Origin of the sequence: Pedobacter sp. MR22-3 (assembly GCF_026240075.1) — a bacterium.
Taxonomy (GTDB): Bacteria; Bacteroidota; Bacteroidia; order Sphingobacteriales; family Sphingobacteriaceae; genus Pedobacter.
The window spans coordinates 398,423-412,806 of record NZ_JAPIVF010000003.1; the positions used below are offsets into that span (position 1 = coordinate 398,423).

The following is a 14,384-nucleotide window of genomic DNA, read 5'->3' on the forward strand; positions in this document are numbered from 1 at the left end:
TTTTGGTGTTAAATAAGATGCTGATAAAGAACAGTATAGGGGAAATGTATTTTTTCATGAATGAATTCTCCAGGTCACTCTTGAATAACCTTAAACTAAAGCAGAATGTTTTTCACCCTGTTAAGTTATCTTTGTTTTATGCAGAAATCTTTTACAGACCAGATGGGGAAGGAGATCACCATTAATTTTCCACCAAAAAGAATTATTTCTATTGTACCCTCACAAACTGAGCTGCTGTTCGATTTGGGGTTAGACCTGGAGATAATTGGTTTGACGAAGTTTTGTATTCATCCGATTGAAAAATTTGCGGAACGAACTAAAGTGGGAGGCACCAAAAAACTGAATATAGATTTAATTAGGGCGTTGAAACCGGATTTAATCATCGGCAATAAGGAGGAAAACGCGCAAAGTGATATTGAAGAATTGGCGATAGATTTCCCGGTGTGGATGAGTGATATTTTTACATTGGAAGATGCCTTGGAAACCATTACTCAAATCGGAGCATTGGTTGATCGGGAGCCGGAAGCTGGTTACCTGAATCACCTGATTACTGCTGGTTTCAGAGATTTGCAAAGCCTTGCGTTGCAAAATAAGATCGACAAAAAAGTGGCCTATCTGATCTGGCGGAAACCTTTTATGGCGGCCGGAAAAAATACTTTTATTAATCACATTTTGTCGCTGAACGGGATGACCAATGTCATAACAGAAGACCGCTATCCGGAAATTATACTTGAGGAACTGCGCACGTTAAACTGCGACCTGATCCTGCTTTCATCAGAGCCCTATCCATTTGGTTCAAAGCATATTGATGAAGTCAAGGCTGCTGTTCCAGATGTCAGGATCATGCTGGTTGATGGTGAAATGTTTAGCTGGTATGGCAGCCGTTTGGTAAAGGCCGTTCAATATTTTTTTGAGTTTCAGAAAGAACTTTATGGGTAGCATTTTTTAAATTGTCGCATTATTAAGATTTACCTCGTTATATCCGTAATTATGAAAAAAATACTTGTATTATCACTATTTATAGCCATTTTTTCCGGCTGTACCTCTTTTAAAGATTCAAATACGGCAAATCGTGCAACAGCCACCGGAACCATTGAAAAAATTGGCGTAACAACCTTTCAATATGGTACACATTTGCTTACCACTCCAAATAAGACTTATGCGTTGAAAAGCGGCTCGATTAACCTTGATCAGTATATGAACAGAAAGGTGACGGTGAAAGGCAACAAGGTTAAAGGTTATCCTGTTGATGGCGGGCCTGAATTGTTAGATGTGACTTTAATTAAGTTTTAGAGTACTATTCCTGCTGGCCAACTTTGCTGCTGATGTCATTAATTTTATGCATTAGTACGGCGTGATCAGCAGGAGTGTTAGTTTACTAAACCCGATTGTCGCGAAAAGCCCCGGTTTTTTCTACCGGGCTTGCAGCAAAAAGCGAGACTGCCGAAACCGATTAACACTGAAACTGCTTTTCTAATGAATTTTAAATAAAATTTTTCTCCCTCAAAATTAAATACTTAGCGTTTTTGACTAAATATAATTGAAGATTTTTATGCGATACCTTTTGAATATTCAATCTTGTTTCTATCTTTGCAGTCCTTACAACATCCTAACTGCGGAAGTGGCGTAATTGGTAGCCGCACCAGACTTAGGATCTGGCGCTTCACGGCGTGGGGGTTCGAGTCCCTTCTTCCGCACAACAAGATCAAGGCCGTTCCGATTTAAACATCGGAACGGTTTTGTTTTTTAAAACATTGATTAATAACAACGGGGGTGATTTGCGAACATTAAGCTTGTCTCACATCTCACTTCTCAATACTCATATCTCAAAAAATGAATATTACACAGGAAAAAACCGGCAACTTAAATGCTGTTGTAAAAATCAAGATCGCACCTGCTGATTATAGTACCAAAGTAGAAAAAGCCATTAAAGACCAGGCTAAAAAAGCACAATTACCAGGTTTCCGTAAAGGAATGGTTCCGCCTGCCCACATTAAAAAAATGTATGGCAAAAGTATTCTGGTTGAAGAAGTGAATAACCTTTTAAATGACACTTTGTCTAATTACATCGCTGAACAAAAATTAGAAATTTTGGGTCAGCCGTTGCCGCAGTTGGAAAATGAGCGTGAATTTAAATGGGATAATACAGACGAATTTGAGTTCGATTATGAGCTGGGTTTAGCACCTGCCTTTGATGTAAATGTATCTTCAAAAGATAAATACACAGAATATGTGATTAAGGCTGACGAAAAAACTTTAGAAGAGCGTGTTAAAAATATCCGTCGCAGTTATGGCAAAATGACCAATCCGGAGGTTTCAGCCGAAGGTGATGTATTATACGCTGAACTGGTGCAATTAGGTGCAGATGGTGCTGTTTTCGAAGGTGGCATTGCAAATAGTGCAACGCTTCGTTTAGATTTAATTAAAGATGAGGCGATTTTGAAAACCTTAGTTGGTTTGAAAAAGGACGATGTGGTAGTCATTAACTTAACAAAAGCACTTGATGATCAAGCTGCGGTTGCAAAAGCATTAAATATCTCTGAAGAAGATGCTGCCGATTTAAAATCTGATTTCCAATTAACGGTTAAAAATGTGAACCGTTTAGAAGAGTCTGATCTAAACCAGGAGTTTTACGATAAAATTTTTCCGGATGGTGCTGTAACTGATGAAGCTGCTTTCAGGGCAAAAATTGCAGAAGAAGTAGAAGGCATGTTTAAACAGGATGCAGAACGTAAGTTATCTAACGATATTTATGAAGACCTGTTGAAAAAACATACTTTTGAATTACCTGATGAATTTTTACGTCGCTGGTTAAAAGCCACAAACGAAAAATTAACGGATGAAGAATTAGCGGAAGGTTATGATGATTTTGCTAAAAACCTGAAATGGACGTTGATTGAAAATAAAATCATTAAAGATAACAGCATCGAAATTAAATATGAAGATGTGGTTCAGGCTGCTAAAGCAAAACTGGATGCACAATTCAGAATGTACAGCCCGGCTCCGCTTCAGGAAGATCAGCTGGCGCAATACGCTGTTCAATTCTTACAGGAAAAAGAAAATGCTAACCGTGTTTTCGAAGAAGTAAAAGCATTAAAAACTTTCGAACAAATTAAATCTATCGTTACGCTTGAGCAAAAGGATATTGATTACGATAAGTTTGTAGAGTTAGATAAAAAGTAGGGTGTTTGGCGGTGAGCGTAAGGAGCTTTTAAATTGCCTGAACTATTCTTATATTTAGTAATGGCTCAATTTAAATTTCAATCGCTCGAAGTTTGGCAGTTGTCAATAGCATTAACTGATAAACTTCTTGATATTGCTGACCGATTGTCAGTAGATAAAAAATATAGATTTGCAGAGCAGCTCAATGGGGCTGCTCTTAGCATATCTAATAATATTGCAGAGGGTTCCGGATCTGTTTCAAACAAGGAATTTGCTCATTATCTGAATATTGCGCATCGATCTGCTTTTGAAAATGCAAATATTTTGGTAGTATTGGAAAGAAGAAAATATATTTCTGACACAGAACTGCTTTATTATCTGGAAGAATTGGATAAATTGGCACGGAAATTAACAAACTTCAGGAAATATTTATTAAAATAATAATCCGGTTTGGCTCTCGTTATTCAGACGCTTAACGCCAAACTCCAAACGCAAGACAAGATTATGAACATAGATTCACAAGAATTCAGAAAATTTGCCGTTAAACATCAGGGAATTGGCGGTTTACACGTAGATAAATTTATTGCACAGGCCAATCTGAACCCACAGAATATGACGCCATACATTATTGAAGAGCGTCAGTTAAATGTGGCTCAGATGGATGTATTCTCGAGGTTAATGATGGATCGTATTATCTTTTTAGGTGATGCCATTCATGATCATAATGCGAATATCATTCAGGCGCAACTGTTGTTTTTACAATCTACAGATGCAGAGCGTGATATTCAGATTTATATTAATTCTCCGGGTGGTTCAGTATATGCCGGTTTAGGTATTTATGATACCATGCAGTACATTCAGCCGGATGTGGCTACCATTTGTACAGGTATGGCCGCATCAATGGGAGCAGTATTACTGGTTGCTGGTGCTAAAGGAAAGCGCGCTGCTTTACCACACTCAAGAGTAATGATTCACCAACCATCAGGCGGCGCACAGGGTGTGGCATCTGATATGGAGATCAATTTGAGAGAAATGTTAAAATTGAAAAAAGAATTATACGATATTATTTCAGAGCACTCTGGTCAAACTTACGACTGGGTAGAGAAAGCTTCAGATCGTGATTACTGGATGACAGCTGACGAGGCAAAAGGATTTGGTATGGTTGATGAAGTGTTATCGAGAAACGCGAAAAAAGATGGCGAAACAAAATAAAGAATCCCGTTGCTCGTTCTGCCATTCTGGCAAGCATGAAACGTTAATGTTAATTGAAGGTATGGATGCGTTTATCTGTGATAAATGCGTTACCCAGGCCAATCAGTTGCTTGCTCAGGAATTAGGAACCAAAGGGACAAAAAATATTCAGGAGGCTATTAATTTATTAAAGCCTCTTGAAATTAAGCAACACCTTGATCAGTATGTCATTGGTCAGGATGATGCTAAAAAGGTATTGTCGGTTGCGGTGTACAATCACTACAAGCGTTTAAATCAGAAGGTTGATAAAGAAGACGAGATTGAGATTGAAAAATCAAATATCATGTTGGTGGGCGAAACCGGAACGGGTAAAACACTTTTGGCTAAAACCATTGCTAAAATTTTGCATGTGCCTTTTTGTATCTGTGATGCCACTGTTTTAACAGAAGCAGGTTACGTTGGTGAGGATGTTGAAAGTATCTTAACCCGTTTACTGCAGGCTGCTGATTATGATGTTGCTGCTGCAGAGCGTGGTATTGTTTATATTGATGAAGTGGACAAGGTTGCCCGTAAGAGCGATAACCCCTCCATCACCCGTGATGTATCTGGTGAAGGTGTGCAACAGGCATTACTGAAAATTTTAGAAGGAACGGTAGTGAATGTGCCACCTCAGGGCGGACGTAAACATCCGGATCAAAAGATGATTCCGGTAAATACCAATAACATCTTATTTATTTGTGGCGGAGCATTTGATGGTATTGAGCGCAAAATCGCCAATCGTTTACGCACGCAGGCAGTAGGGTACAAAGTAAAGAAAGATGAAACCGTTCTGGATCTTAAAAATCTCTATAAGTATATTACACCACAGGATTTGAAATCTTTTGGTTTAATCCCGGAGCTGATTGGACGTATTCCGGTACTGTCTCACTTAAATCCTTTGGATAAAGAATCTTTGCGAAATATTTTAACTGCACCTAAAAATTCTTTAATTAAGCAATATGTAAAGCTTTTTGCATATGAAGAAGTAGATTTAGTGTTCGAAGATGATGTACTTGATTTTATTGTGGATAAGGCAATGGAATATAAACTGGGTGCACGTGGGTTAAGGTCAATTTGCGAAGCGATTATGCTGGATGCCATGTTTGATACACCAACACAAACGGATGTTAAGGAGTTGCATATTAATCTCGATTATGCGATAGAAAAATTTGAAAAGGCAGACTTTAAAAAGTTGCAGGCCGCATAAAAAAATCAAATCCTCTCGCGAAATCGGGGGGATTTTTTGTAAATACGCTTAGCGCCCGGCGCTCGGCGCTAAACTTAAGGTTATGAATGAAGAAAAAGACGTAAAAAAAGACGAAGCCATTGTAGGGAAATCAAAAAAAGTAAAGGAAGTAGAAAGTCCGGTTAAATCTGGCCTAAAATCCAAAGATGAAATTGTTAAAAACTGGCTCCCGCGTTATACCGGTCGCCCGTTAGATCAGTTTGGTGATTATATCCTGCTTACCAATTTTAGCAAGTATGTGAGTATGTTTTCCGAATGGAATGACAATGCGCCGATTATGGGTTTAGATAAACCAATGCAGAGCGTAACCGCAAATGGAATTACCATTATCAATTTCGGAATGGGTAGTCCGCTGGCGGCAACCATGATGGATCTGTTGACTGCGATTATGCCTAAGGCTGTTTTGTTTTTGGGTAAATGTGGTGGCTTGAAAAAGAAAAATCAACTGGGTGATTTAATTCTGCCAATTGCGGCCATCAGGGGAGAAGGAACATCAAATGATTATCTTCCTGCTGAGGTGCCGGCATTGCCAGCCTTCGCCTTACAGAAAGCCATTTCTACTACCATTCGTGATCATGGCAGAGATTACTGGACCGGAACTTGTTATACCACTAACCGCAGGGTTTGGGAGCATGATAAGGAATTTAAAAAATACCTGAAAACATTACGGGCCATGGCCGTAGACATGGAAACTGCTACTGTATTTACCACCGCTTTTGCCAATAAAATACCTGCAGGTGCATTATTACTGGTGTCAGATCAACCCATGATTCCTGAAGGTGTAAAAACAGCTGAAAGCGATAGCAGTGTTACGGAGAAATATGTGGAGACGCACCTAAGAATTGGAATCGATTCGCTTAAACAATTAATCAATAATGGCTTAACGGTTAAACATTTGTTGTTTTAATCCTCATCGTTATTGCAAGGAACGAAACAATCTTCAAATTATAGTAAGTTATTCCTATTCACAGATCAGCAAATGCTGGTCTTTTTTTATGCGCATAACAGATACTGAATCCAGAGCAGGTGTATTTATGCTCAGTCTATGCGTCATCCAACAAGGAGCAATTTACTAAAAAATGTTTCCTGCTTAAACACAATAAGTGAAAGGTTATTCTTGCGAGATAAACGACTAAGCAATCTTATTCCATCTATCGGTTTGGTGTCTCACCAACTGAAAACGTTTTGACTTTAAATTGCTGATATTGAAGATTATTCACGTTGAAGGATATGCTGGTTGGTGAGACACCAAACCAGTAGGAGGCAGGAGCAATTTACTAAAAAATGTTTTCTGCTTAAACACAATATGTGAAAGGTTATTCTTGCGAGGATAAACGACTAAGCCATCTTATTCCATCTATCGGTTTGGTGTCTCACCAACCGAAAACGTTTTGACTTTTAATTGCTGATATTGAAGATTATTTATGTTGAAGGATATGCTGGTTGATGAAATACCATCCATTAGGGAAAATGTTCCACATTACGATTGGGCCTATAAACTATCAATTTTTTTAAGAGCTTAATTAATATATTTAAATAATATAAAAAGAACTTAACATGCTGGTAAACAAAAACGGACCGACAATTGCCGATCCGTTTTTAATTCAATTAGGATAATTAGTGTTAGCCTAAATATGATTTTAATATTTTACTTCTAGAAGTATGACGAAGGCGCTGAAGCGCTTTATCTTTGATCTGACGAACACGCTCACGTGTCAGGTTAAATTTCTCTCCGATTTCCTCTAAAGATAGCGGATGGTTTGAACCTAGTCCGAAGAATAATACAATGATTTCTCTCTCTCTTTCTGTTAAAGTAGACAGCGAACGTTTAATTTCTTCTGAAAGCGACTCATTGATTAATGAGCTATCAGTGTTGGGTTCATGGTTTTCCAATACATCCAATAAGGTATTCTCTTCACCCTGAACGAAAGGTGCATCCATAGAAACATGGCGGCCTGAATTACTTAAAGTATCAGAAATCTTATCAACCGTAGTTTCTAAAATATCAGCCAACTCTTCCGGAGAAGGTTCACGCTCATATTCCTGCTCCAATTTAGAGAAAGCTTTACTGATTTTGCTTAATGAACCTACCTGATTTAAAGGTAAACGCACAATACGGCTTTGCTCAGCAATGGCTTGCAAAATGGATTGACGAATCCACCAAACGGCATAAGAGATGAATTTAAAACCTTTCGTTTCATCAAAACGTTTTGCCGCTTTAATTAAACCTAAATTTCCTTCATTAATTAAATCGCCTAAGGTTAAACCCTGATTTTGATACTGTTTTGCAACAGATACCACGAAACGTAAATTGGTTTTAGTTAATCGCTCTAATGCAGCCTGATCGCCTTCACGAATCTTTCTTGCTAAAATTACCTCTTCTTCTGCTGTTATTAAATCTACTTTACCAATTTCATGTAAGTATTTATCAAGTGATTGACTTTCACGGTTGGTAATGGACTGCGTTATCTTGAGTTGTCTCATTTATACGTTTTGTGTGCTCTTTAATTATTGAAGTGTGCAAAGTTACGAAATTGTACGGCAATCCGAAAGGATAAAATACTGAAAGTGTTGCTGTTTGCACATGTTTTTTATACTATTACTTGTAACAAAAATCATTCCAATAAAGTTTTTGTCACTCTTTCTATATTGATTAGCTAATTATTGCCTTTTACTTAATATTTATTGATTTACAATAAATATATTTTGCTTTGTAATAATAAATATTTTATGTTTGTAGCAGATCCAGCATAAAAGATGACGTTTCTTAGATTTGTTGTTGTCAACTTTAATAAAGTATAGGTCTCAATAATTTGAGTTTTCCTATTGCAGTTCATTAATATCATCCAGTGCACTATTTAAGTATAATGATCAGCATTAATAAATTACATTCACCATCAGAATATACTCTTAAATTATCTCACATGAAAATTAAAAACCAGATCCGCTTCATTAAGATAGGATATATAACTACCCTGATTGCTGTATTCTTATCTTCACTTGATGAAGCAAAAAGAGGATTTATTGATGGCTATAATGCCGCTGGAAATGAAAATACGCCAGGGTGGATGTATGGAATATTGTTATTATTTATTTCTTTTTTTATGCTGAGGGTGCTGGTATACCTTTATCGTTTCATCGATTCTGTGCAGCAGGGAAGTGTATTCAATGAAGAAAATACAATACGTTTAACGAGGATGGGATTTTATTGTACGTCTTTACCATTTTTACTTTTTGCGCTAAATGCGATCGATTATGTCAGGCATTCCGGTATTAAACATATGCAGCTGACTGAAATAATTAAACACGTTGATTTTGAGATATGGCTGCTTATTTTTGGCTTAACATTGCTTACAATAGCTTTTGTATTTCAAAAGGGAATTGAACTCAAGCAGGAAAGTGACTTAACCATATAATTCATGCCAATCGTTATAAATTTAGATGTAATGCTTGCCCGCCGCAAGATGTCGCTTACTCAATTGAGTGAACTGGTTGGGATTACCATGTCAAATTTGTCTATTCTGAAAACCGGAAAGGCAAAAGCAATCCGCCTGGAAACACTGGAGACAATTTGTCAAGTATTAGATTGCCAGCCAGGTGATCTGCTTGAATTTCGCAAAAGTTAGTTTGTAATGAAAAGCATACCATAAAAAAACTCCTGACCATCATCAGGAGCCTTTTTTATGGATTAAAAATGTTTAATTCATTGCTTCATCTTGCTTTTGGTTCAGGAAGACAAAGTTATGATCGAACATGTCCAGCTTAATTTTGCTGTCTTTATCTACCTTGCCTGCCAGAATTTCTTTCGACAATTCATTCAGTATTCTTTTTTGAATCACCCTTTTTAGGGGTCTTGCACCAAACTGAGGATCGTAACCCAATTGAGCCAGCCAATCCAGGGCTTCATCACTGGCATCCATTTCAATTCCCATCTCAGCCAATGTTTGTTGTACCTGTCTGAATTGCAGTGCAACAATATCCCTGATTTCGTTCCGGTTTAATGGTGTGAACATAATCAATTCGTCAATTCTGTTCAGAAACTCCGGACGGATGGTTTGTTTCAGGACTTCAAATAATTCATTTTTAGTTTTGGCAATTACTTCATCCCGGTTTTCATCGCTCAGGTCTTTAAAGTTATCCTGAATCAGATGCGCACCGATGTTCGATGTCATGATGATGATGGTATTTTTAAAATTAACTGTCCGGCCTTTGTTATCAGTCAGGCGTCCATCATCCAGTACCTGCAGCAAAATGTTGAATACATCAGGATGTGCTTTTTCAATCTCATCTAATAAAACCACTGAGTAAGGTTTACGTCTTACGGCCTCAGTGAGCTGGCCACCTTCATCATAACCTACATAGCCCGGAGGCGCTCCAATCAGTCGGGAAACGGCGTGGCGTTCCTGATACTCACTCATATCAATCCTGGTCAGTGCATTTTCATCATTGAATAAAAACTCTGCCAGTGCTTTAGCCAATTCAGTTTTACCCACACCAGTTGTTCCCAAGAAAATAAACGAACCGATTGGTTTACGTTTATCTTGTAAGCCTGCTCTAGACCGGCGAATGGCATCAGAAATTGCTTCAATAGCCTCATCCTGTCCGGCTACACGATGGTGTAATTCAGCTTCCAGATTAAGCAGTTTTTCTCTTTCACTCGCAATCAGCTTGGTCACCGGAATACCCGTCCAGCGGCCAACCACACCTGCAATATCATCAGCAGTTACTTCTTCTTTAAGCATTCTGCTATCGGTTTGCTGACTTTCCAGATCTGCCTTTAATTTTTCCACCTGATCCTGGGCTTCTTTAATTTTTCCGTAACGGATTTCAGCAACTTTTCCATAATCTCCGGCGCGTTCGGCCTGCTCAGCTTCCAGTTTATAGTGCTCAATTTGTTCCAGCTGATTATTAACCGCATCTACCAGGTCTTTTTCACCTTGCCATTTGGCTTTAAAGGCATCACGTTCTGCTGAAAGGTTGGCAATTTCTTCTGATAATTCCTGTACTTTACGATCGTCTTTTTCCCTTTTAATGGCTTCACGCTCAATTTCCAGTCGCATAATTTCCCGATCTAATGCATCTACATTTTCAGGAACACTATCCATTTCCATGCGGAGTTTAGAGGCTGCTTCATCCATTAAATCGATCGCTTTATCCGGCAGGAAACGATCTGCAATATAGCGCTGGCTCATTTCCACCGCCGCAATAATGGCTTCATCTTTAATCCGCACTTTATGGTGTGTCTCATAACGCTCTTTTAATCCGCGGAGAATAGAAATCGCATCCTGTGTATCAGGTTCTTCTACCATCACCTTTTGGAAACGGCGTTCAAGTGCTTTATCTTTTTCCAAATATTTTTGATACTCGTCTAAAGTAGTTGCACCAATGGCCCTCAATTCGCCTCTGGCTAAAGCCGGTTTTAAAATGTTAGCTGCATCCATGGCACCTTCACCACCGCCGGCACCCACTAAAGTGTGGATCTCATCAATAAAGAGTATAATGTCTCCATCACTTTGCGTCACCTCTTTTACAACGGCCTTTAAACGCTCTTCAAATTCACCTTTGTACTTGGCTCCTGCAATTAGGGCACCCATATCCAGGGAGAAGACGGTTTTGCTTTTCAGGTTTTCAGGCACATCGCCTTTAATGATCCTGAAAGCAATGCCTTCGGCAATAGCTGTTTTACCCACGCCGGGCTCTCCAATTAAAATAGGGTTGTTTTTCGTTCTGCGGGATAAAATCTGAATCACCCGGCGTATTTCTTCATCACGGCCAATAACCGGGTCAAGTTTTCCGCTTTCGGCGTATTCATTTAAGTTTCTGGCGTATTTGCTGAGGGCCTGGTAAGTGGCTTCTGCGTTTTGATCGGTTACCCTGTTATCGCCACGCAACGACACAATCGCTTTTTTCAGGTCCTTTTCGTTTACACCTTGTTCCTTTAAAAGTTTTGCGGTGCTATCATTTACAGCCAAAATGCCCAATAAAAGGTGTTCTACCGAAACAAATTCATCTTTAAATTCCTTTAAAAATGTTTGTGCCTTTTGTAAAACGCTGTTGGTATTGGATGACAGGTATACATTGCTTCCGCTTACTTTAGGGAATTTTGCAATATCTGTATCCAAATTCTGATTCAGCGCATTCAGGTTTACATTTAATTTTTTTAACACGTAAGAAACTACGTTTTCATCAACAGTGAGCAGACCTTTAAGCAGGTGTGCGGTTTCAATAGCCTGTTGCTGATTGCCCTGGGCTATTTCAGAAGCCTGTTGGATCGCTTCCTGGGCTTTTATAGTGAAATTGTTGAAGTTCATATTTTCCTTTGGATCAAAACAAATGCCACGTCAGTTTTGATTTTTTAATCGGAAATTTTGTCGCTTGTTTTATTTTTAAGGTGACTAAATTTCTGATATTTAGTGGTTTATGCTGAATTTTTGTCTGAAATACGGCAGGTGAAAACCAATATTAGAGCAGGTTATTTTTTTAATAAGATTATCAGCAGCTGATCCCTGCTGCTATTTTTGATGCACTTTTCCATTTACGATACAGACTCATCTGTTATTAAATGACACCTGGTTAACCAACATCAAAGGAATTTTTAGACATAAAAAAAGCGAAGAATATCTTCGCTACGTTAAAATAGAATGAGGTGATTTGAGTTATCCTAAGATATCTTTTAACCTTTCCGTCTGATGATCAACCAGTTTTTGTAGTGGACCGGAAGCCAACATTTTCATCATCATATTTAAATCTGCGGTAATGATGTGTTTGGCCGTTGTTGTTCCATTGCCATTATCCGTTACCGTCCATTTTAATTCCACTTCAAAAGGTGCTTTTTCCGTTGGGATAGCGGTGAGTTCCTGATTTTCAACCCGGTTAGAGATTTTAATGGCCAGTTTGGCCATATTCTGAATGGTAAAACGTGCCTCATCTTCTGTCGATTCCCAGTTGTATATATTTTCGGGCATTAACCTCTGATGGTTATTCATATTGGAGAGAAAAGCATAAACCTCAGCAACGGATCTGTTTACATCTACAGCGCTTTCAATAATTGTCATTGTGTTTTCTTAATTTGATTATATATTTGGTTAGAGGCATCAATATTTTAACTCAATATTTGTCCCCATTCTGAAGGGTTTAAACGCCATTTGCTTAATAATTCCATATCACTTTTTGCGATGATACTGTGTTCTGCAGCATAATCAATAAGTGCAGCATAATTGGATAGGGTAAGATAACGACATTTTGCAGCGGCGAAATTCTCATCTGCTTTTTCGAATCCATAGGTAAAAATTGCAGCCAGGCCGGCAACTGATAAACCTGCTGACCTCAACGCTTCAACAGCTTGTAAGCTGCTTTTCCCGGTAGAGATCAAATCTTCAATAACCACTACACGCTGTCCTTCTACCACTTCACCTTCAATTAAGCTACCTGTGCCATGTTCTTTCGCTTTTGCCCGCACATAAATAAAAGGAAGGCCAAGTTCCTGTGCAACCAAAACACCCTGTGGGATTCCGGCTGTAGCAACGCCTGCAATTACATCAACTGAACCGAATTCTTCCTGAATGGCTTGTGCAAGCTTTTGGCGGATGTATGTTCTCACCTGAGGATGGGAAAGGGTAACACGGTTATCGCAATAAATAGGCGACTTCCAACCAGATGCCCAGGTAAAAGGATTATTAGGTTGTAATTTAATTGCCTTTATTTGTAATAAAAATTCCGCTACCTTTAATTCAATATCACTTTTATTATACATGGCCCAAAATTACAGAATTTATATCAACGATAACACTTTGTTTATATCAGATGTTTTACCAGAGCAGAAGGAAAAGATTCAACAACTTGAATTTCAAGATTTTGATTTACAAACATTTTATAAAAAATTAAAAAACGGATCTAAAAAAAGCTACTTGTTTTTAACTAAAAATCCGGAAGAAACCTTTAAAAAGCTTAAAAAGAATTGTGAGATCATAAAAGCTGCCGGTGGCTTGGTAGAAAGTGCAAACGGAAATTTCTTATTTATTTTCAGAAACAAAAAGTGGGATTTACCAAAAGGTAAGCTTGAACTGGGCGAAAGTATGAAGGAAGCTGCTGTCAGGGAAGTGGAGGAGGAATGTGGGATTAAAATATTCAAACGCGAAGAGAAGCTTTGTAAAACGTACCATGTTTATCCAAACGGATCAAAAATGGTGATCAAGAAGACAAACTGGTACAGGATGAAGGTTAAGGGTGAGCCAAAATTAATTCCTCAAAAGGAGGAGGGGATTGATGAAGCAGTCTGGCTGGATAAAAATCACCTTACTCCGATAGTTAAAAATACTTTTCCATCGATTATGGATGTAATGAGGGCCGGAGGAATATTGTAACTTTACAATTGCGAGGAGGTACGACGAAGCAATCTTTTTTGCTGAGATTTTTCAATGGAGATTGCTTCAGCAAATGACAAATTTGCTTCGCAATGACGATTTTTTCTTGGAAATGCATTGGTCTAATCGCCCTGCTGAATGGAGTTCGGCATCTTTTTAGATAAGATGCTGAAATGAACTAAGGAAAACGATTTTCAAGTAGAATCGTCATTGCGAGGAGGTACTAAAAAGCAATCTTTTTTGCTGAGATTTTTCAATGGAGATTGCTTCAGCAAATGACAAATTTGCTTCGCAATGACGATTTTTTCGTGGAAATGCACTGGTCTAATCGTTCCGCAGAATGGGAGTTCAGCACCTTTTTAGATAAGATGCTGAAATGAACT

14 protein-coding genes and 1 tRNA gene are annotated in these 14,384 nt (G+C 38.3%); 11 read left to right on the forward strand and 4 right to left on the reverse strand.

Annotated elements, in window-relative coordinates:
• Window positions 1-138: 138 nt before the first annotated feature.
• The 8 genes from OQ267_RS08630 to OQ267_RS08665 all read left to right on the forward strand — a co-directional run bounded on the left by OQ267_RS08630 (window position 139) and on the right by OQ267_RS08665 (window position 6,545).
• The gene (locus tag OQ267_RS08630) at window positions 139-939 is read left to right on the forward strand and encodes an ABC transporter substrate-binding protein (RefSeq protein WP_265835581.1); all 801 of its coding nucleotides are present in this window, start codon (window positions 139-141) and stop codon (window positions 937-939) included.
• Between the two features lie 51 nt (window positions 940-990).
• Complete coding sequence (locus OQ267_RS08635) at window positions 991-1,293, forward strand: hypothetical protein (protein ID WP_265835582.1); 303 nt, start codon at window positions 991-993, stop codon at window positions 1,291-1,293.
• A 322-nt stretch (window positions 1,294-1,615) separates the two neighbouring features.
• Window positions 1,616-1,697 (forward strand) — tRNA-Leu (locus OQ267_RS08640).
• A gap of 136 nt (window positions 1,698-1,833) precedes the next feature.
• Window positions 1,834-3,183, forward strand: a complete 1,350-nt coding sequence (gene tig / locus OQ267_RS08645) for a trigger factor (protein WP_265835583.1) — start codon at window positions 1,834-1,836, stop codon at window positions 3,181-3,183.
• A gap of 60 nt (window positions 3,184-3,243) precedes the next feature.
• Window positions 3,244-3,603 (forward strand): four helix bundle protein, encoded by a 360-nt coding sequence (locus tag OQ267_RS08650; protein WP_029283759.1) that lies wholly within the window; start codon window positions 3,244-3,246, stop codon window positions 3,601-3,603.
• 63 nt (window positions 3,604-3,666) lie between these two features.
• Window positions 3,667-4,374 (forward strand): ATP-dependent Clp endopeptidase proteolytic subunit ClpP, encoded by a 708-nt coding sequence (gene clpP / locus OQ267_RS08655; RefSeq protein ID WP_088302766.1) that lies wholly within the window; start codon window positions 3,667-3,669, stop codon window positions 4,372-4,374.
• Window positions 4,328-5,599: an ATP-dependent Clp protease ATP-binding subunit ClpX gene (gene clpX, locus OQ267_RS08660; protein WP_371566952.1), complete on the forward strand. Its 1,272-nt coding sequence runs from the start codon at window positions 4,328-4,330 to the stop codon at window positions 5,597-5,599. The genes clpP and clpX overlap by 47 nt, the downstream gene beginning before the upstream one ends.
• Window positions 5,600-5,681: 82 nt before the next feature.
• A complete protein-coding gene (locus OQ267_RS08665; protein ID WP_172406571.1) occupies window positions 5,682-6,545 on the forward strand; it encodes an AMP nucleosidase in 864 nt (287 codons plus the stop codon).
• A 716-nt stretch (window positions 6,546-7,261) separates the two neighbouring features.
• On the opposite strand, the gene OQ267_RS08670 is transcribed toward OQ267_RS08665, so the two are convergent.
• Window positions 7,262-8,122, reverse strand: coding sequence for a sigma-70 family RNA polymerase sigma factor (locus tag OQ267_RS08670; RefSeq protein WP_010601359.1), 861 nt, complete (start codon window positions 8,120-8,122; stop codon window positions 7,262-7,264).
• Window positions 8,123-8,562: 440 nt separating this feature from the next.
• On the opposite strand from OQ267_RS08670, the gene OQ267_RS08675 reads away from it, so the two are divergent.
• Entirely contained in the window at window positions 8,563-9,054 is a 492-nt protein-coding gene (locus OQ267_RS08675; RefSeq protein ID WP_265835584.1) for a DUF2975 domain-containing protein, read from the forward strand.
• Between the two features lie 3 nt (window positions 9,055-9,057).
• Window positions 9,058-9,264 (forward strand): helix-turn-helix domain-containing protein, encoded by a 207-nt coding sequence (locus OQ267_RS08680; RefSeq protein WP_265818567.1) that lies wholly within the window; start codon window positions 9,058-9,060, stop codon window positions 9,262-9,264.
• A 72-nt stretch (window positions 9,265-9,336) separates the two neighbouring features.
• Here OQ267_RS08680 and clpB read toward each other — a convergent pair whose 3' ends face one another.
• From clpB to pyrE, 3 genes are all read right to left on the reverse strand, one after another.
• Complete coding sequence (gene clpB, locus OQ267_RS08685) at window positions 9,337-11,949, reverse strand: ATP-dependent chaperone ClpB (RefSeq protein ID WP_265835585.1); 2,613 nt, start codon at window positions 11,947-11,949, stop codon at window positions 9,337-9,339.
• A 345-nt stretch (window positions 11,950-12,294) separates the two neighbouring features.
• Entirely contained in the window at window positions 12,295-12,693 is a 399-nt protein-coding gene (locus tag OQ267_RS08690; RefSeq protein ID WP_088302771.1) for an SRPBCC family protein, read from the reverse strand.
• Between the two features lie 47 nt (window positions 12,694-12,740).
• On the reverse strand, window positions 12,741-13,391 hold the full coding sequence (pyrE, locus tag OQ267_RS08695; RefSeq protein ID WP_088302772.1) for an orotate phosphoribosyltransferase: 651 nt from the start codon (window positions 13,389-13,391) through the stop codon (window positions 12,741-12,743).
• On the opposite strand from pyrE, the gene OQ267_RS08700 reads away from it, so the two are divergent.
• Window positions 13,390-14,001, forward strand: coding sequence for an NUDIX domain-containing protein (locus tag OQ267_RS08700; RefSeq protein WP_265818566.1), 612 nt, complete (start codon window positions 13,390-13,392; stop codon window positions 13,999-14,001). The genes pyrE and OQ267_RS08700 overlap by 2 nt on opposite strands.
• Window positions 14,002-14,384 lie beyond the last annotated feature (383 nt).